14 protein-coding genes are annotated in these 18,011 nt (G+C 63.8%); 10 read left to right on the top strand and 4 right to left on the bottom strand.

From position 1 onward, the window contains the following. The first annotated feature begins 110 nt into the window (after positions 1–110). A complete protein-coding gene (locus DOL89_RS16805) occupies positions 111–539 on the top strand; it encodes a flagellar biosynthesis repressor FlbT (protein ID WP_119680551.1) in 429 nt (142 codons plus the stop codon). A gap of 14 nt (positions 540–553) precedes the next feature. On the opposite strand, the gene DOL89_RS16800 is transcribed toward DOL89_RS16805, so the two are convergent. Next, positions 554–1,891, bottom strand: coding sequence for a tetratricopeptide repeat protein (locus tag DOL89_RS16800; RefSeq protein WP_119680550.1), 1,338 nt, complete (start codon positions 1,889–1,891; stop codon positions 554–556). Positions 1,892–1,923: 32 nt separating this feature from the next. Further along, entirely contained in the window at positions 1,924–4,665 is a 2,742-nt protein-coding gene (locus DOL89_RS16795) for an O-linked N-acetylglucosamine transferase family protein (protein WP_162937613.1), read from the bottom strand. A gap of 126 nt (positions 4,666–4,791) precedes the next feature. On the opposite strand from DOL89_RS16795, the gene DOL89_RS16790 reads away from it, so the two are divergent. From DOL89_RS16790 to DOL89_RS16775, 4 genes are all read left to right on the top strand, one after another. Beyond that, entirely contained in the window at positions 4,792–5,619 is an 828-nt protein-coding gene (locus DOL89_RS16790; protein WP_119680548.1) for a flagellin, read from the top strand. Positions 5,620–5,758: 139 nt separating this feature from the next. Then, the gene (locus DOL89_RS16785; protein ID WP_119680547.1) at positions 5,759–6,106 is read left to right on the top strand and encodes a flagellar biosynthesis regulator FlaF; all 348 of its coding nucleotides are present in this window, start codon (positions 5,759–5,761) and stop codon (positions 6,104–6,106) included. 11 nt (positions 6,107–6,117) lie between these two features. Next, positions 6,118–6,879, top strand: coding sequence for a DUF1217 domain-containing protein (locus DOL89_RS16780; protein WP_119680546.1), 762 nt, complete (start codon positions 6,118–6,120; stop codon positions 6,877–6,879). A 2-nt stretch (positions 6,880–6,881) separates the two neighbouring features. After that, positions 6,882–8,261 (top strand): methyltransferase, encoded by a 1,380-nt coding sequence (locus DOL89_RS16775; RefSeq protein WP_119680545.1) that lies wholly within the window; start codon positions 6,882–6,884, stop codon positions 8,259–8,261. Positions 8,262–8,381: 120 nt separating this feature from the next. Here the strand turns inward: DOL89_RS16775 and DOL89_RS16770 are convergent, their stop codons facing one another. Next, complete coding sequence (locus tag DOL89_RS16770; RefSeq protein WP_119680544.1) at positions 8,382–10,778, bottom strand: flagellar hook-basal body complex protein; 2,397 nt, start codon at positions 10,776–10,778, stop codon at positions 8,382–8,384. Positions 10,779–11,224: 446 nt separating this feature from the next. On the opposite strand from DOL89_RS16770, the gene DOL89_RS16765 reads away from it, so the two are divergent. Further along, positions 11,225–14,164, top strand: a complete 2,940-nt coding sequence (locus DOL89_RS16765; RefSeq protein WP_162937612.1) for an ATP-binding protein — start codon at positions 11,225–11,227, stop codon at positions 14,162–14,164. Here DOL89_RS16765 and DOL89_RS16760 read toward each other — a convergent pair. After that, positions 14,154–14,516, bottom strand: a complete 363-nt coding sequence (locus DOL89_RS16760; protein WP_119680542.1) for a ribbon-helix-helix domain-containing protein — start codon at positions 14,514–14,516, stop codon at positions 14,154–14,156. The genes DOL89_RS16765 and DOL89_RS16760 overlap by 11 nt on opposite strands. A gap of 156 nt (positions 14,517–14,672) precedes the next feature. On the opposite strand from DOL89_RS16760, the gene DOL89_RS16755 reads away from it, so the two are divergent. The 4 genes from DOL89_RS16755 (at position 14,673) to DOL89_RS16740 (ending at position 17,795) form a co-directional block, all read left to right on the top strand. Further along, positions 14,673–14,867 carry a hypothetical protein gene (locus DOL89_RS16755; RefSeq protein WP_119680541.1) on the top strand — a complete coding sequence of 65 codons (195 nt, stop codon included), beginning with the start codon at positions 14,673–14,675 and terminating at the stop codon, positions 14,865–14,867. Positions 14,868–14,962: 95 nt separating this feature from the next. Then, entirely contained in the window at positions 14,963–16,195 is a 1,233-nt protein-coding gene (locus tag DOL89_RS16750) for a YcaO-like family protein (RefSeq protein ID WP_119680540.1), read from the top strand. Positions 16,196–16,234: 39 nt separating this feature from the next. After that, positions 16,235–16,975 carry a TfuA-like protein gene (locus DOL89_RS16745; protein ID WP_119680539.1) on the top strand — a complete coding sequence of 247 codons (741 nt, stop codon included), beginning with the start codon at positions 16,235–16,237 and terminating at the stop codon, positions 16,973–16,975. Between the two features lie 124 nt (positions 16,976–17,099). Next, positions 17,100–17,795: a Crp/Fnr family transcriptional regulator gene (locus DOL89_RS16740; RefSeq protein ID WP_225890011.1), complete on the top strand. Its 696-nt coding sequence runs from the start codon at positions 17,100–17,102 to the stop codon at positions 17,793–17,795. Positions 17,796–18,011: the final 216 nt, after the last annotated feature.

Genomic DNA, 18,011 nt, shown 5'->3' with positions numbered 1-18,011 from the left:
TCCACTTCCCCGAAACCCTTTGTCTCTGTCACACTGCGCTCCGGCCGGCGCGGCGATTACAGCCTGCGCCCCATGCGCATTGAACGGTTTGAAATCGGGGATCCGACCAGATGGCTCTTAAGATCCGCCTTGCCGCAGGCGAACGCATGATCATCAACGGTGCGCTGATCCGCGCCGAGACCAAGGCGGAAATCGTGCTGATGAACCGCACCAGCTTCATGGTGGACCGGCAGATCATGCGTCCGGAGGAGGCGAATACCCCGGCCCGGCGAATCTATTTCAGCCTCCAGAACGTCTACATCTCCGACGTGGAGGAGCAGCCGCAGATGATGCAGTTCTTCCACGACTACACGGACCAGTTCCGTGAGGCGACGAGCAACCCCTCCGTCAAGGCCAGCATCGGCGCAATGCGGGAGATGGTGGAGCGTGGAGAATTCTATGCGGCGCTTCAGGCTGCACGGGAACTGATCCAGTATGAGGATTCGGTGCTGAAAGCCACAGACGCGCTCGTCGATCTGCCCCAACCGCAGGAGCGCTGAGGCAGCGCGGTTTTCTATGCCGCCGTCAGGTCGAGCTTCGCGCCGATGTGCCCGCCGGGAACCGACGGGTCCTCAACCTCGGGAAAGGGCAGGGCGTCGAAAAGGGGATAGGCGCTGTCGTGGATGATGGCGCTGTCCTTCAGAACCGGCCAGACCCGTTCGGCCAGAAAATCCTGGTCGGCCCAACGGGGCCGCCCGGCGCCGATATAGGGCCGGTAAAGGGCACCGATATCGGCGATGACGCCGCCCCTCACGCCCCACATCCCGGCCAGCACCAACTCGCAATGGGCGATATGGTCCCGCATGACGTGCATGGCGCGACCACTCTCCTCCCACTGGCGAACAGCGGCCGCCTCCCGCCATGAGGGCAGGCTGTCGCAATCGCGGGCGACCATGAGCGCGACCCCCGGGTCCGATGCCGGCAAGAAGCGCCAGAACAGCCCCTCCGTCGCGATGGTCCTTCGCATCGGGATGATCCTGGCCCCGGTTCCGGCCAGCTCGTGCAGCACCTCGCGGGGCATCGCTTCGTCAACGTGAAACCAGGCTTCCCAGCCCGGATAGAACCGGGGCACGGCCTGGGCATTCGCGATGGCGCCGGTGATATAACGCCGATCCTCCCCCCACAGGCTGAAGCTGACCACCCTCACGCCCGTATCCCGGTATGGTGCCGGCGTCCAGATCCGGGAGCCGCGGCAGACGCTCCGATCCTTCAGCTCCAGTGCCCGCCGGCCATGACGCGCTGCATCCTCCAGACGCCCGATGGACAGCAGCGGCGCAACCAGATTGTGGTGCGCGTCCGCTGCGTCGGGGTCCAGAAGGATGCAACGTTCAAGGTCCAGAACGGCATCCGCCACCTCGCGAAGCCGAAGGCGCGCGGTGCCGCGGACGAGATAGGCTGCGGCGGATTTCCGGTCCCGTGCGATGACTTCCTCGGCCAGGCGCACCGCATCCGCCAACCGCTCCTGCATCAGTGCCGCACGCGCCAGCCCCAGGCGCGGCCGGGGCAAGGCCTCCGCCATACTGGCCGCCCGAGCGAACGCTTCCTCCGCCCGGACCGGCTCGCGGGCATTCAACAGCGCATCCCCCAATGCGCACCATCCCTCGGCGTCGGACGACCGGGCGGCGGCGGCGCGGGCGAACAGATCGATGGCCAGCACCTCTTGACCAATATCCAGATGGATGCCGGCGATCCTGCGTAGGCGCTCGGCGTTGTCGGGTTCCAGCTGTACCGCGCGCGCCAGCACCGTCAGCGCCGCCGGTATCCGCTTGGCACGCAGACAGGCCCGACCCAGCGCTTCCAACAGCACGGGATCGTCCGGGGTCTTCTGCGCCCTGGCGGCAAGCCGGGCCATCTCGACTTCCGGGGGAAGGGGCGGGGACGCGTTCACGACCCGGCTGCCTTTCCGCGTCGGCGGGGCGGGCGAGGCTGCACGGCCCGCGCATAGACAAGCCCACGGTCGACGGGAAGCACGCCGGCCACCTCCAGATAGTTCAGCTGCGCCCACTCGTCAGCAGCCTGCGCGCCCGCCTGTTCCAGCCCCTCGGTCATGAAGACCTCAGTGCCCGGTTGAAGCAGACCGCGCAGAAGCGGGACCGTGGCGAACCGGCTTTCAGAATTATCGGGTCCGGTCTGCGGCCCGTCGACGATGATCATGTCAGGCGCACGTCCGCGAAGAATACGAGCCGCCAGGGCCGGATACAGGCCATAGCTGCTGGAGGTGACGTGGTGCACCGACACGCCGTCCAGCGGCACCACATGCAAATCCGCGTGCCTGACTCCAACGGTGTTCAGCAACTGCCGCGTCTGACCGGCCCAATCCACCGACTGCTCGATGGAGATGTACACCACGTCCTCGCCGGGCCGCGCCGCCGCCTGCGCAGCCGCCAGAACGGCAGTGCTGAGACCGCTGCCGAATTCCACAATGGTCCTGGGCCTGCTCGCGGCGATCTCCTCCTTCAGCACGGCCAGCGTCGCCAGGGGCATGGTCGTCTGACGCGATTTCCGCGCGCCAGCGGCCACGACAGCCGGCTCCGCCGCCATTCCATCCGCCTTAGCCTGCAGCGCCGCCAGGGGAGCCGGAGGAGCGTCGGCTTCCAGAACCGCCGACAAAGGCAGCAGGTCCTGGCGGTTCCATGTGGGCGCCTCCGGCGTGCCATCCATGGTCCGCTCGGCGCACCACCGCCGCCATGCGTCCTGCATCGCCCGATCCAGATTGCGGGCGAACCGCGGGGCATCGACGAGCGGAGAACGCGCCACCGCATCGCGCAACCCCGCGCGGAGGGAAGCCAGCCGCTCCAGATCGCCAGCCCACGCCTTCGCCTTCGCGACAAAGGCATCGCTGCTGTCGGTCATCCAGTCCGCCAGTCCGACATTGCTCAGATGCGTAGCGGAATGGCGGCTGGCGAAGGTCCGGCCGGGCAGGGTCAGGACCGGAACGCCCATCCACAGGGACTCGCAGGTGGTCAGTCCCCCGGCATAGGGATGGGGGTCGAGCCCGATATCGATGCTGTTGTACTGCGCCAGCAACTCCTTGTGAGGGGAGAAAGGCTGGCACTCCAGTCGGCCCGGCTCCACCCCGTGGGTCGCGAAGCGTGCCTGCATCGCCCGGATGATGGCAGCGTCGTTGAAGGAGTAGCTTTTCAACACAAGTCGGCTGCGCGGCACCTCCCGCAGCACCCGGGCCCAGAGTTCGACGCTGAAATCATTCAGCTTGTTGGCATTGTTGAAGGACCCGAAGGTCACATAGCCGTTGGCCAGTGCTGGCAGAGGGCCGACTTCGGGCGCGTAGTCCGGCGGATCATAGACCACATAGCCGTCCGGCATGCGAATCAGCTCTTCCGCGAAATCCTCGTCATAGCCCGGCGGCGACTCGACGGCGTCGGACAGGTAATAGTCGATCTCCGGCAGCCCGCTGGAGCCGTACTGGTTCCCGACCCATTTTATAATGACGGGCGCCGGTTTGTACGCCATTGCCAGAAGCTTGCTGCCGCGCCCGCTGCCCGCCATCTCGAACAGGATGTCGATACGCTGGTCGGCGATGAAGTCGGCCAACTCACGCTCTGACAGCTTTCCGACATCGTGCCATTCGGCGCAGCATGCCCGGTACCGCTTGTTGTAGTCGTCAGTATCATTGGCGGCCGCCAGTCCGACCAGCTCGTACCGGGCCGGGTCCAGCGCCTCGAAGGCGCGCAGGGTCAGGTAACCCACCGGATGGCGGCGGAAGCTCCCGGAGAACAAGCCCACTCGCAGACGTCGTTCCGTATCCGGAACCACCTTGTGCTGGCGCGGGCGGTAGACGGAATGCCGCTCCCCGAATTCCCTCACTGCCCGCATGATCTCGCTTGGATCGTCGTGCATGGCGTAGTGCAGCATCATCAGCGATGCGAGATGAAGCTGCGCATTGTCCGGCGCGAATGCCAGGGACTCGCGGATGCTCTCCACCGCCCGGCGCGGCTGCCCGTTGTCGCCGTACAGACGCGCCATCAAACCGTGGAGGAGCGAGCGCTGCCAGGGCGTGGCATGGGGAATGGCCCGCGCGATCAGCTTCAGCGCCATGCTGAAGTTGGAATAGGTCTGCAGAAGCTGCCCCACCTCCAGCAGCACCGCCGCATCGTTGGGGTTGTTCCAGAGATACTGCTCATAGACCTTGGCGGCCAGTTCCGGCCGTCCCAGCCCGACATGGGTGCGGGCCAGCATCAGCCGCACCTGGGGCACGTCCGGGAACAGGGAAACAGCGCGCTGCAATGCCGGCTCGGCATCCGCCCAGCGCTCCGTCACGGCGGCCGCCATGCCAAGATTCAGAATGGCCTTGGTGTGGTCGGGGCTTCGACGCACGGCTTCCCGATACTGGCCCAGCGCCTCCTCCACCCGATTCGCACGCAGCAGCCAGTTGCCAAAATTGAACGCGAACTCCGCATGGCCGGGCCAGCGGGCAATGGCGTCAAGATAGGCGCCCTCCGTCGCGGATGACTTCATGGACGCCAGAAGGCTACACCGGGCCAGCCAAAGATCGGGATCATCCGACCAGTCCGCCTCTTCAAGAGCTTTCAGGGCTTCTGCATACGATCCGCCGCTTTCCAGCCGCTCGATCTTTTCCAGAAGACTGCCCTTTGACTCTGTCATCATGTCCCTGGCCCGGTATCTATCATATCGATTGGGTAAATCTGCGCTTGCCATACCCAAGTGGATGGGTATAAGCCTATCCTGTCAGGGTGAAAAAGCACACCCATTCCTTAAAATGAGGACTGATCCATGACCAACTCGATCAATACCAACTACGGCGCAATGGTGGCCCTGCAGGGCCTTAACCGCGTCAACGAGTCCCTGCAGACCGTGCAGAACCGTGTTTCGACCGGCCTGCGCGTTGCCAACGCGTTCGACGACGGTGCTGCGTTTGCGGTGGCCCAGGGCCTGCGGACCGACCTCAGCGGCCTTTCGGCCGTGAACGAGCGTCTGTCTGTCGGCCGCGGCGTCACTTCCACCGCGGTTGCCGCCGGCGAGAGCATCCAGTCCTCGATGCGCGAGCTCAAGAAGGTCATTACGAGCCTCGCCAGCGGCGGTCTGGATGATACCCAGCGCGTTCAGTATGGTGAGCAGTTCGACTCGCTGGTGGACGATATTTCCACGTTCATCCGCGATGCGGAGTTCGATGGTAAGAACCTGCTCACTGGCGACCATGTCACCGTGATCGCCAACCTCCAGGCTGACACGGTTACCATCCGCTCACAGAATCTGGCGGGCGCTGACTTCCTGGCCGTTCTGACCGGCCTGAAGGGCACCACGGCCGCGGCCAGGTTCGTCTCGTTCAACAGCGCTGGTGGTAGCTTCAATACGATCAGCCAGACTCTCGACAAGGCCCTGAACGTCATCGCGGCTGACGACCGTCGCGTCAACAACCTCGTGAAGTTCAATACGGACCTGTCGGACGCCATCACCCGCGGCCTTGGCGCCATCGTGGACGCGGATCTGGCGAAGGAGAGCGCGAATCTGCAGTCCTTGCAGACTCGTCAGCAGCTCGCGTCGCAGACGCTGGGCATTGCGAACCAGGCTCCGCAGATCCTGCTGGGTCTGTTCCGCTAAGCGGCTCGGTGCGGCGGGCATCCCCCGCCGCACCTCCTTTTTGTACTTCCGCGACTTTTCATACTTTATTGGGATTCGTTGGTGATAGTTCAGCATCGGGTCCGGCAGTCCGGATCGTTCGTCACAGGGTGAAGCGCAGATGTCCGGTGCGGGCGCCTACCAGAAAGTCATGCATGCGTCGCCACGCCATGCGGAAGCCAACATTTTCCGCCGTGTCGTGTTCGGCCTGAAGCATGCGCAGGCAAGCTCCAGTCTGAGCGACAGGATCAAAGCGGTCACCGCAACGCGCGTTCTCTGGACGACCCTGCTGGCCGATCTCTCCGGGGAGGGCAATGCGCTCCCTCTGGAACTCCGGCGCAGTCTCGCCATCGTCGGCCTCTCCATCGTCCGGGAGATCGACAGCAACGACTACAACGATGTGGATCTCGCATTCCTGATCGGCCTCAACCAGAACATCCTGGCCGGCCTCGAGGGGAATGCTGCCTGATAGAGGGGGCAATGACGGTTTTAACCGGGATCGCGGCATTCAAGCTCGCAGACCAGGCCGGCACGACCGGCCTGCAGCGATTCCGCGACCGGGCCGACATCAAGCAGGAAGTCGAGCGCTTCAAGGGTGCCCTGAAGAACGTCAAGACGCTCGACGATTTCTATCAGAACGACCGGGTTTACCGCTTCGTGCTGGAATCAGGGAATCTGGCCAGCGACATTCCCTATCGCGGCAAGGTTCGCCGGATTCTGGACCAGAATTCGTTCGACCCGGAAGCCTTGATGCACAAGCTGACCGACGACCGTTTCGCGAGGCTTGCCGGTAAGCTGCAGTTCCACAGCCGCGGCGTCGACCGCCTGAAGCTTTCCTTCGTCACGGACGAGATCGTCAATGACTTCGTCAAGGTCCGCTATGAGCAGTCGCTGGGCGATCAGAATCCCGGTGTTCCGCTGGCCCGGTACTTCCGTGACAAGATCGGCTCTGTGACTTCCGAATATGGCGTGCTGGGGGACCCCAAGCTGCGCGAGGTCATGCTGACCGCGCTTGGCCTTCCGAAGGAGATTGCCATCCAGCCGGTGGAGAGCCAGGCCGAGGCGATCAAGAGCCGCGTCAACCTCAGCGATTTCAAGAACCCGCAGTTCCTGGAGAAATTTCTTCAGAAATATCTGGTCTATAATGACCAGAAGATCGCACAGAGCAGCGGTTTGGGCGGGCAGGACAGCTATCTTCTCGCCATGTTCGGACGCTCCAGCAACCTCAATTTCCTCGTGTGACGATGAGCACTCTCCTGCCTTCCGAAAGCCGCGCTCCCACGTCGGCCATGGACGCCGATCATGCGCGCACCTATTACCGCGCCGCGGAGGCCCTGGCCACGGAAGGCGATGCGGCGGGTGCCATTGAGCATCTGATGCAGGCAATCGACACCGGGGTCATCCAGTCCGGCGCGATCCTGCGGACTACTCTACAGGCCGAGCGCCGCGGCCTTCGCGACGCCGCGCTGGATGCCGTTGCGGCTGCGCTGATGGCGCAACCGTCCGATATCGACCTGCTTGAAGGATTCGGTCAGCGTCTTATGCGGGCCGGTCGCCCGGATGAGGCTGCCCGTATCTTCACCAACGCCACCACCGCCTATGCCGCTGGCCTGGGGGAGATGGTTCTCACACCCGAGCAGGAGCGTCTTGCCGAGCTTCTGGGGCAGGTGGGCGCTGCTTTGGTGGCTGGCCGCCACCGTGAGGAGGCGATCGACGTTCTGCGCGAGGCGCAGAGCTTCGATCCGGCCAATCAGAAGGTCGCCCAGCACCTGTCCTCCGCCCTGCTGGCACTTGGACGCTTCCAGGAAGCGGAGAATGTCTGCCGGGACGCCATGGCCAACGGCGCCAGCTCTGCCGAAGTGCTGCTGAACCTTGCAAACGCCTGCACCCGGCTCGGCAAGCAGAAGGAGGCGGAGATCGCGTACGACCATGCCGCCCTTCTGAGCCCGGGCGACAGGACTCTCGAGCATCTTTCCGATGCCGCCCGCGGCGCCAACACCGCGGCGGCTCCTCTGGACTTCGTACGCAACCTCTATAATCAACGCGCCGGAAATTACGACAGCTTCGCATTGTTCGGCCTTCGCTATCGTGGGGCCGGGGTGGTCGGGCGGCTGGTAGACCAGCTCTATCCGAACCGGATCGGCCGTACTCTTGATCTGGGATGCGGGTCCGGCCTGATCGGCGCCATGGTCTTCGAGAAGTCCGATGCGCTGGTCGGCGTCGACATCTCCGCAGCCATGCTCGTCCAGGCGCGGGAGAAGGGCATCTATACCGACCTGGCGGAAACAGACATCCAGGAGTTCCTGAGCACGCATGACGGGCATTATGACCTGATCGTCGCAGCCGATAGCCTGATCTACACCGGAGATCTGGCCGAGATCGTCCGCCTCGCCAGGGAGCGGATGGTTGCTGGCGGGCGGCTCATCCTCGCCTTGGAGGCCAATGCGGCCGGCGCCGATTGGTCGCTCAGCCCCAGTGGCCGGTACGCCCATTCCCGCACCTATCTGGAGCGGTGCATGGATGCCACGGACCTCGTCGTGGAAGAGATCCTGGAGGAGGAACTGCGCCGCGACGGCGATCACTCCATCCCCGGCCTGTTCGTCATCGCCCGGCGGCCTGACTGAAGCTATCCGCCGTACCAGACCCGCAGTCCCCAGCCGCTCTGAACCGACAGAATGCGAACGGCCGCCGGACTTTTTCCGGCGGCCGTTTCGTTTCAGCCTTTTGCTGATGTCTGCGCCCGATCAGCGTCCCATGGACAAGGCTTCCTGAAGCATCTCGTTCGATGCGGTGACCACCCGGGTATTGCCGGAATAGGCCCGCTGGGTGATGATCAGCTTCGTGAACTCGTCCGCGAGGTCGACGTTCGATCCCTCGATCGAACTGGTGACGAAGTTGCCTGCCCCGCCTTCGCCGGCGGCCGTGGCGCGGACATTGCCGCTCTCCACCGTGTTGACATAGGCGTTGCCGTCGACCTTCTGCAGCGCTTCCGGGTTGCCGACCTGGAACAGCGGGATCTGCGCCAGCACCCGGCTCCGGCCATTGTCGTAGTTGGCGACCACCTCGCCGGACCCCATGATGGAGAGGTCCCGGAACGCGCCGCGGGTAAAGCCGTCCTGGTTCAGGCTGAACTCCTCATAAGCGGTGCCGGCGTACTGCGTCAGGCCGTTGTTCGCATCCTTGAAGTCGCCGAGGTTCAGGCGAATTTCCTGCGCGCCGTTTCCGAAATCCACCGTGAAGGTGATGAATGCATCGTCGCCGCTGTTCTGGATCGGTGAGACGGTAGCATTGCCCTCACCGACATTGGCGGAGGTTAGGCTCTCCAATATGCCCCCCTCGCCGAACCGTACCTCGATGTGCGCCGGTGTCCGTCCGTCGACGGTGACGGGCTCACCCACGCCGGAGTTTATTGCCGTCGGATTGGTGAAGGTCTTGCGTGTCAGGATCAGCCCGGCGCCACTCACCTGCGCGGAATAAGGCGCGCTGCTATTTTCGTTCACCAGGGCGGCCAAGCGGGTCGCGATGGTCTCCAGATCGGGCTCGGTGCCGTCCGTCGTGTAGCTCACCACCTCACCGGTGTCGCTGAACGGAATGGTGAACACATCCCCGACGTCGCCGACAGTGCCTGTGACCGGCAGGAAGACCTGCTGCTTCTGCCCCGGGACCCCGGCCGCCAGCGGAATCCCGAGCGGCGCCGAGGTCGCAGCGCTTACCGTATTGTCCGCGACACCCGCGGTCGGGGTCACGCCTTGGGCTGCGCCGGCAATGTCGAAGGTGGTCGTGAACGCGGACCCATTATTCGGCCCGGTTACGATGATGTCGACCGCAGTGTCAGACGTTGTCGTGTCGGCATCGTCGAGTTCGATGCTGTACCCTTCAAAGGCGGGATCGTTCGCGAATTTCGTGTTCGCGAGGTTCGCCAGACGGGTTGCGACCGTTTCGCTCGTATCGCCGGTCACGGCCGTATACCGGAACAGGGTGCCCGCGATGGTCAGATCATAGTTGTCGCCGGGCGTGGGCGCACCGGCCGGGATCGTGGTCTCGCGCTTCGCCGAACTGGGCGTGTTGTTCGGGCTCTGGTACGCCGTGAACACCTGCGATCCGCTGGTCGTGGCCGCCAGATTGAACGAACTCCCCGTCTTCGGGCCGGTGATCACCAGACCCACGCGGTCGTTGCTCCCGGGGACTGCGCCAAAGTCCTGGATGCTGAAGGCATAATCCGTGAAGTCGCCGCTGGCGTTGATCTGGTTCAGCAGCTGCCCCATGACGGATTCTGTCGTGTCGAAGGACTGCGCCCGATAGGTGAAGGTCTTTCCGTTCAGGGTGATCTTATAGTCTTCGCCACTTGTCGGAGCGCCGGCGTCCAACTCCACGAAGCTCACCTGCCGCTGTGGCGTCGTATTCGGAATGAGCTGGACCGGCGTCCCGAAGGACTGCGGCTGGCCCGGCAGGGTTCCGGCCGTGGGCTGGGTGCTGCTGCCCGGCGCATCGACGGACAAGCGCCACAGGTTCGTGCCCTGCTTGCGCCAGGTCATGTTCACGTTGCGCGTCTCACCGTTCAAATCGATGATGGGCACCGAAGTCGCGGGCAGGGTGGCGCCGTTAGCCGGGGTCAGGGGCAGATTGGCGGACAGGTTGATGTTCTGCGTCGGCGTCGGATTGTCGATGAGCTGCTGGACCCGGATCGGCTGCACGACGTTGCGGTCGACAGTGCTGCTCCCCGGACGCAGGCCCCAACCGTTCAGATAATAGCCTGCGCTATTCACCAGATAACCGTTGCGGTCGAGCTGGAAATCGCCAGCTCGGGTGAAGAAGCTCTGGCTTTGGAAATTGACATTGCCGCCCACCACCTCGCCGCGACTGACCTGGAAGAAGCCGGACCCGGAGATGGCCATGTTGGTCGTGGTCTGCGTCTGGGTAATCGGCCCCTGCGCGGCATTGGTGTAAAGCGGCTTCGCACGGACGCCGCCGGGGCTGTGCAGGGAGGAGTTCGACTGCGTCACTAGCGTCTGGAAGGACGTGTCGACGCGCTTGTAGCCGACCGTCTGCGAGTTGGCGATGTTGTCGGAGATGTGACCAAGCGCGCGGGACTGCGCGCCAAGGCCGGTTACGGCCGTCGTAAGGGCACCAAAAACGGTCATGGGGCAGGCTCCTGTGTGCAAGCTTGTTCTGCCCTTTCGATAAGCAACCGCCGTGCCAAAGAAGTCCGAAGCTGAAAACCCGCTGCTTTCGAGCTCCAGAGCCCACCCATGCGGCACAATTTACCGGGCACAAATCTGCATAGCCCCCGGGTCTCAGCGGCAAGCTTGGCCCGCTGGACTTCCGGGAGGCCGAAGGCGGATGAACCACGTATTCACAGCCCGATCGGGGGGTGCTATCGTATGTACCTCGTCTGTTTGGTTGTGCGGGCCTGTCGTTGCGTTCCGGTATATGTGGGCCTGCAACAGACGAGCGAGCGTCAATCGCGTAGGGGCATATGTCTCAGGGCAGAGGATCAATAGCGGACGCCGCCAGCGCATCCGCCGGTGCAGCCGTTTCTGCACCGGGATCGTCCTTTTTGCCCCTGTCCGCCCCGGCCCATGAACAGATGGCGGCCAGATCCGCGGCCATGAAGCCGGACCGGCGCGTGGTGACGGTGCTGTTTGCCGACATTGTCGGATCGACCCGGATGGTTGCCACCGCCGATCCGGAGGATGCCAGTGACCAGCTCTCCGGAATTCTTGATCTGCTGGAACATCAGGTCCGCCGCTTCGGCGGCACGCTGTGCCAGACCATGGGAGATGGCATCCTCGCCGTGTTCGGAGCCCCCGACGCGGTGGAGGATCATGGTGTTCGGGCCTGTCTGGCTGCGGATGCCATCGTACGCTCGTCGCGGCGCGACTCACGTATGAACTGTGCCGTCCGCGTCGGCGTCTGCTCGGGTGAAATCCTGTGGGATGCGTCCGCCATGTCGGGCAGCACCCGCCCGCCGGCAGTCGGCCGAACGGTTCATGCCGCCGCCAAGCTGCAGCAGTCGGCGCCCGCCAACAGTGTGCGCGTGGCGGACAGCACGGCCGCCCTGGCCCGCGCCTGGGTCCATCTGGAGCCCTGCGGCGAGATCAGCCTGTCGCCTGGGGATGTGGTGCGCACCCATTCGATTCTGGGAACGTTCAGCCGTCGCCGACGCCCGGACGATGAAACTCCTCTGGTCGGGCGCGACGCCGAAGTCTCTCTCCTCACGACGGCGATCGACGTGACCTGGGTAGGCAGGGGGCGGACCATCATCCTGTCGGGTCCCCCTGGGATCGGCAAGACCCACATGGCCCAACGCCTTGTCTCTATTGCCCAGCGGCGCGGCCTGCGCGTGATGGAATGGCAGATGCACAGCGTCCGTCCCGTGGGCGCGCCGGACGCGCTGACCGAATTGGTCGAAACGGTATTCGAGCGCGACATTCCGGAGGATCGGTCCATCCTGGTGACGATGCTTGTGGCTGGCGGCATTTCGACAAACCGTGCCGAAGCCATGGCCGACATGCTTCTCCCCGCGCAGAGACGTCCAGGCAGAGACCCGCAAGGACTGCTGAACCTGTCCGCCGAGGGTGTGGGCGAAATGCTGGGCGCGGCAGCGGCTGACGAACCGCTGATGCTTCTGATCGAGGATTTGCACTGGGCAGGGTCCGACGACTGCGTCATCCTCAACCGTATCGCGGGAATAGTGGCACAGACTTCCCTGTTGATCCTGGCGACAAGCCGGTCCGAGCAGACCGATCTGCCTCATACTATGGTTCATAGGCTTGATGCCATGGAACCGCCTGCCGTGCAGCGGTTGCTGGAAATGCTTGTCGGGAGCCGCCCGGAACTTGATGAACTGAAGGCATCGATCTCCGCACGGGCGCAGGGTAACCCGTATTTTCTCACAGAATGCGTCCGTGCCTTGCGGGCGGATGGCATTCTGGTCGGAACGGCCGGTGACGATCAATTGGGCAGGGACGGGATGGGGCGGCTGCCGGAAACGGTCCAGGCGCTGCTCACATCGCGCATCGACTCCCTGGCCAGGCCGCAACGGGAGCTCCTGCTGGCGGCAGCCGTGATTGGAAAGACGTTCGATGCCGGCCTTCTTGCTGCTGCCGTTGGCCGGTCGCTACAGGATGTGACGGAACTGCTGGCCGATATCGCAATCCGCGGCCTGATCGATCCGACCCGCCTTCTGCCGCGCCTCGAATACACCTTCCGTCATGCGCTTCTACAGGAAGCCGCCTATGCAACCCTGACCCGGAAGGACCGGAAGGCGCTTCACACGGCACTCGCCCGTACCTTGGACGCGAATCCCGCGTTCGTAGACATGCACAACCGCCTGGGGGCCCTGGCCGAGCATGCGTTCCGGGCGGAATGGTGGAGCAAGGCCGTCGAAGCCGGGATTTCGGCCGGCTCGGCCGCTCTTCAGCAGTCCCGTGCATCGGAAGCGGCGGTTGCGCTCAACACCGCGCTGCGCGCTGAACTGCTGGACCACGGCTCCATTACCGATCCGGAGAAAAGGATCGACCTTCGTCTCACGACCGCCCGTGCCTTCATGGCGCTGGGCCGTATCCATGCCGCCGACAAGCTGCTTTCGGACGCGGCGGTTCTGGCGGTCAGGGCTCAGGATCTGAGGCGTGAAATCGCCGCTCTTCTCATGCAGTGTTCGTTCGAATGGGTCTATGGCCGGCTCGACAGGTCGATCGAGCTTGGCCAGCAGGCTTTGACCAAATCCGCAAAAATCGAGGAGTCCGGCGAACCGCATTTCGAACTGATGGATCTGGTCACGGGGCCGCTGCTGGAGCGAGGCCGGGTCGATGCTGCGCTGAAACTTCTGGAGCGGGCGGCGAGGATTTCAGCAAAAGGCCTTCAGGAACACGGCCGCTACATGATCCTCAGGGCGGAACCGGTCATCCAGGCCAAGCTTGCCGTAGCCAAGGCCCTGAAAGGTGATCCCACTTGGCGGGTCCATATCGATCAGGCCATCGCGGAAGGGGATTCCAGCTCCAGCCTGTCTGACAGGGTACTTTGCCGGCTGTTTAGCAGCGAAGCTCTGGTGCTGGTCGGCGCTTATCCGGAGGCGGAACGCCTCTGCGAGGAGGCAAAGGCCCTTGTCGATATAACGGGCTTCCATGTTCCGATGCCAATCATCCTGGCGCGGCTTGGATTCTGCAAAATTCGGCGAAAGCAGAAAAAGGCTGGCTTCGACCTGATCAATGATGCCTTGAGGTTTGCCGAGAAAAGAAACGCGCCTCTCTATCTTGCCCGTGTTCTTTATTACAAGGCCGCCGGATACTATCAGACTGGGGAACGGTCGGAGGCAGTATCGCTGGCGCGTCAGGCGCTGGCCCTGTCGGAGTCCTGCGGCAACGTGCCCAGGACCATCAGCCTGCTGATGCTTCTGTCCTCCTGCTCCACGGGCACCGACCGGGACGCCTACTATGCCAGGGCGAAAGAGCAGGCCCGCCAATATGGGCTGTCAGGCCTGCCGCGGGTGGAACAGATTCCGGAGAAACTGTCGATCACGCCCTGAACATCGCCCGTTCGAGTATTTCGATCAGGCTCATATTTTCATCCGTGAGCTTTCCTTCATCACGCAGCATCACGATCGCCCGGTAATACGCCACCAGGAAGGCCCGGACCGTGGCCGTCAAAGATGCGTTGGGATGCCGACGACGGGCAATCAACGTGATCAGTTGGTGGACATTCAGGCTTTCCCGGCCGCTGATCTCATTCAAGGCCTTCCACATCACCGCTTCCAGCCGGACACTGGTCCGATGCCCCTCGACCCACACATTGTGGGAGATCAGCTGCCCGTCCACTTCGAGCGGGCTCGGAACATAGACTTCCGTCTTCTTCTCGTTCTCATTGTCCGAACCGTTCATGGCGGGTCTCCTGTCAGGGCTGCAATCGAAACTCGGCTGAAGCGTACAGGAGTGTGCGCAGAACGCTGTGTGAAGTACTTCACACGATGTCGCGCCGTGCTGCGCGTACGGTGGTATGCGCACACCAGCCACCACTCAGCACAGGAGCTTGAGATCATGAGCATGAAGATCCGCGCCGCCGATGGCCGTCTCTATACCCTTGGCGCCGCCCTGGTGACGACCCTCGGCGTACCCGCCGCAGTCGCTGCCACGGTTGCAGACGCACCGTCCCCCGCTGAGCAGGTCCAGCAAGCCCCTGAAACGGCCGCGACCGACCTCCTTGCCGGCGGGTTCCAGTACATTCCCGTCTAAGTCCCTGGATTGCGGCGGGCTTCCATGCCCGCCGCACCCCACTATGGCGTGGGGAAATATGTCAAGCCCACATATTTCTCTGGGAGATAAGTCTAATGGAACAGGCGCTTGTCGGCGATCTCGACCGCGCGCTAACCAGCACCGCCTGGCGCCGGATTGTTCCGGCCGAACAGACGGTGGCCCGTCTGAAGCCGCTCCTGCCTGTCTTCGGGATTACGCGGCTGGCCAATGTCACCGGGCTCGATACGATCGGCATCCCGGTGGTCATGTGCAACCGGCCCAACAGCCGGGCGCTCGCCGTCAGCCAGGGTAAAGGCGTCACGCTGGCCGCTGCCAAAGCTTCTGCCCTGATGGAATCCGTCGAGAGCTGGCATGCGGAGCGGGTCACCCTGCCGCTCAAATTCGGTGCCTTCGAAGATCTCTGCTACAGCCACCATATGGTGGACCCGGACAAGCTGCCCCGCTACGTGGACAGCAACTGGACACCCTACGCCCAAACGCTCTGGGTAGAGGGCAGGAGCCTCGCGCACCAGCGGGGAATTTGGGTCCCGTTCGAGATGGTGCACACCAACTATACTGTTCCGCTTCCGACGGGACATGGCGGCTTCCAGGCCTCCTCCAACGGTCTCGCGTCCGGCAACCACGTTCTCGAGGCGGTGATCCACGGCCTCAGCGAGGTGATCGAGCGCGATGCCCTGACGCTCTGGCATCTGAAGAGCGATGAAGAGCAGGAGCAGACGCGTCTCGACCTGGAAACCGTCGCGGATCCCATCTGCCGCGACCTGATTGCCCGGTTCCACCGCGCCGGCGTTGAGGTCGGCGTCTGGGACATCACCTCCAATATCGGCGTTCCTGTCTTCCTCTGCCGCATCGTCCAGGCCAATGGCGATCACGCCGCCACCATCCGCCCGGCGATCGGCTGCGGCGCCAGTCTGGTGCGTGAAATCGCCCTCGCCCGCGCCTTGACGGAAGCGGCCCAGAGCCGTCTCACTTTCATCGCCGGCACCCGCGACGATATCCGACGCGAGGATTATGAGCGCTTCCTTTCGGGCGAAGAGCAGGGCCGCTGGCTGGCCCGGCTACGGGACGAAGCGCCGACGCGCGACTTCAATGCGATCCCCAACTGGACTGGGCTGTCCCTGCGCCAAGACCTGGATGAGCTGGCAAACCGCTTGGCCCGTGTCGGCATCGACGACGTGATCGTCGTCGACCTCAGCCGGCCGGAATTCAACATCCCGGTGGTCCGCGTGATCGTCCCCGGACTGGAGGGGGTCGATCATCCCGGCTACGCCCTCGGCCGCCGCGCCCGCGCCGCCAAAGGCATCTGATCCGCTCCTGCCCCCAGTCGTCCGCTATCGAGGTGCATCATGCATGACGCCATTATCTTCCTGGGCCCCACGCTGGCCAAAGCCGATGCCGCCGCCATCCTGGATGCGGACTATCGCATGCCCGTGGCACAGGGCGACGTGCTGAAGGCAGTGCTGGAGAAGCCGAAGGCGATCGGTATCATCGACGGCTACTTCGAGAATGTGCCGTCCGTCTGGCACAAGGAAATCCTCTTCGCCATGAAGGAGGGCATCCGGGTGTTCGGCGCATCCAGCATGGGCGCGCTCCGGGCGGCGGAGCTGCATCCCTTCGGGATGGAAGGCGTCGGCGCGATCTTCGAGGCCTATGTGGACGGGCGCCTGGAGGATGACGACGAGGTGGCGGTCACCCATGGCCCGGCGGAGATCGGGTTCCCGATCCTGTCGGAGGCGATGGTGAATATCCGCCGCACCCTGTCCGACGCCTTCGCCGCCCGCGTGATCACGGAACCGGTACGCCGCGCCCTGGAGGAGGGAGCGAAGGACCTCCCCTATAAGGAGCGGACCTATGCGCGCGTTCTCAGGATCGCGGAGGAACAGGGCCTTTCATCGCGCGAGATCGCGGCATTCCGGTCGTGGCTGCCCACAGGCCGCGCCGACCAGAAGCGCGAGGATGCAGTTGCCATGTTGAGGACGATGCGGGCCGCACTGGCTGGAACCTGGATGCCCGCCCAGCCCATCTTCCCGTTCGAACGCACGACCATGTGGGAGAAGGTATCCCGCCCAGTACTGCAGGCCGGCTGACTCCGCTCCGCCCTGTCCCACATGGAACCCGATGCCCGATCAAAGGGCTTGCAACGGGCCTCATGGACCATGATCAATGCCGGGGGACGAGCCATCGGGTCCGTCGCCCCGGAGTTGTGCCAAATTGCCGACCGACCCAAGTATCGACATTGCCCTGCTTCGCCGCAATCGGCTGTTCGGTATCCTGCAGCCGGCGGAAATGGATGCCGTCCTGGCCTTTGCCCGCAGGCAGAGGATCAGTGCGGAGGCACGTATCTTTGCCAAGGGCGATCCAGGCGACAGCATGTATGCCGTGCTGCGGGGCCAGTTGGCAGTGCAGACAGAATCAGCCGAGGCCAAGCTGATGCTGCTTAACATTCTCCGCGAAGGCGACGTCTTCGGGGAGATTGCCATGCTGGATGGCGGGGAGCGTACGGCGACGGTCGTGGCGACCGAAACCTGCGAACTGCTGCGTGTCGACCGCTCTGACTTCCTGCCTTTCCTAGAGGCACGGCCGGATCTGTGCATCCGCCTGATGGGCGTGCTCTGCGAGCGCGTTCGATGGACCAGCTCCATTATCGAGGACACGGTCTTCCTCAATGTCACCCGCCGGCTTGCCAAGCGCATCCTGATGCTGGCGCAATCCTACGGGCGGAAGACGGAAGACGGCGTGCGGATCGCCACATTCCTGTCCCAGGAGGATGTGGCGAACATGCTTGGCGTCAGCCGGGAAATCGTGAACAAGACCATCCGCAGCTTCCAGTCCAGCGGTGCAATCTCCTACCGCAACGGCTACATGGTCGTGCACGACCAGGAGTTCCTGGAGCGCATCGCAAGCTGATTTCACCACGGCCCAGGCTGCATCGCGGCTGGTCATGCCTGCCCAAAGGAGGTAGCGTTCCGAGATGGCGTCATCACGCCGTCCGCTGCTGCCTCAGACAAATCCGCCCAGCATGGTCCGATTCCCCAGTACTCCCGGCCCGTCCGTTCCGCAGGCGAACTCGCCCTCCCCAACCACCCCACCTGACATAAGCGGTTCGGAAGAAGGAGCGCGCCC

Origin of the sequence: Indioceanicola profundi (assembly GCF_003568845.1) — a bacterium.
GTDB lineage: Bacteria > Pseudomonadota > Alphaproteobacteria > Azospirillales > Azospirillaceae > Indioceanicola > Indioceanicola profundi.
Note: the sequence above shows the minus strand (reverse complement) of the source record. Positions and strands in the feature narration are given on the sequence as shown.

Coding starts and splice junctions, on each gene's coding strand:
- DOL89_RS16765 (WP_162937612.1), top strand. CDS start 11,225: ATGGCGGCCAGATCCGCGGCCATGAAGCCGGACCGGCGCGTGGTGACG.
- DOL89_RS16800 (WP_119680550.1), bottom strand. CDS start 1,891: ATGGCCCGGCTTGCCGCCAGGGCGCAGAAGACCCCGGACGATCCCGTG.
- DOL89_RS16805 (WP_119680551.1), top strand. CDS start 111: ATGGCTCTTAAGATCCGCCTTGCCGCAGGCGAACGCATGATCATCAAC.
- DOL89_RS16745 (WP_119680539.1), top strand. CDS start 16,235: ATGCATGACGCCATTATCTTCCTGGGCCCCACGCTGGCCAAAGCCGAT.
- DOL89_RS16760 (WP_119680542.1), bottom strand. CDS start 14,516: ATGAACGGTTCGGACAATGAGAACGAGAAGAAGACGGAAGTCTATGTT.
- DOL89_RS16785 (WP_119680547.1), top strand. CDS start 5,759: ATGTCCGGTGCGGGCGCCTACCAGAAAGTCATGCATGCGTCGCCACGC.
- DOL89_RS16750 (WP_119680540.1), top strand. CDS start 14,963: ATGGAACAGGCGCTTGTCGGCGATCTCGACCGCGCGCTAACCAGCACC.
- DOL89_RS16780 (WP_119680546.1), top strand. CDS start 6,118: ATGACGGTTTTAACCGGGATCGCGGCATTCAAGCTCGCAGACCAGGCC.
- DOL89_RS16790 (WP_119680548.1), top strand. CDS start 4,792: ATGACCAACTCGATCAATACCAACTACGGCGCAATGGTGGCCCTGCAG.
- DOL89_RS16775 (WP_119680545.1), top strand. CDS start 6,882: ATGAGCACTCTCCTGCCTTCCGAAAGCCGCGCTCCCACGTCGGCCATG.
- DOL89_RS16770 (WP_119680544.1), bottom strand. CDS start 10,778: ATGACCGTTTTTGGTGCCCTTACGACGGCCGTAACCGGCCTTGGCGCG.
- DOL89_RS16755 (WP_119680541.1), top strand. CDS start 14,673: ATGAGCATGAAGATCCGCGCCGCCGATGGCCGTCTCTATACCCTTGGC.
- DOL89_RS16795 (WP_162937613.1), bottom strand. CDS start 4,665: ATGATGACAGAGTCAAAGGGCAGTCTTCTGGAAAAGATCGAGCGGCTG.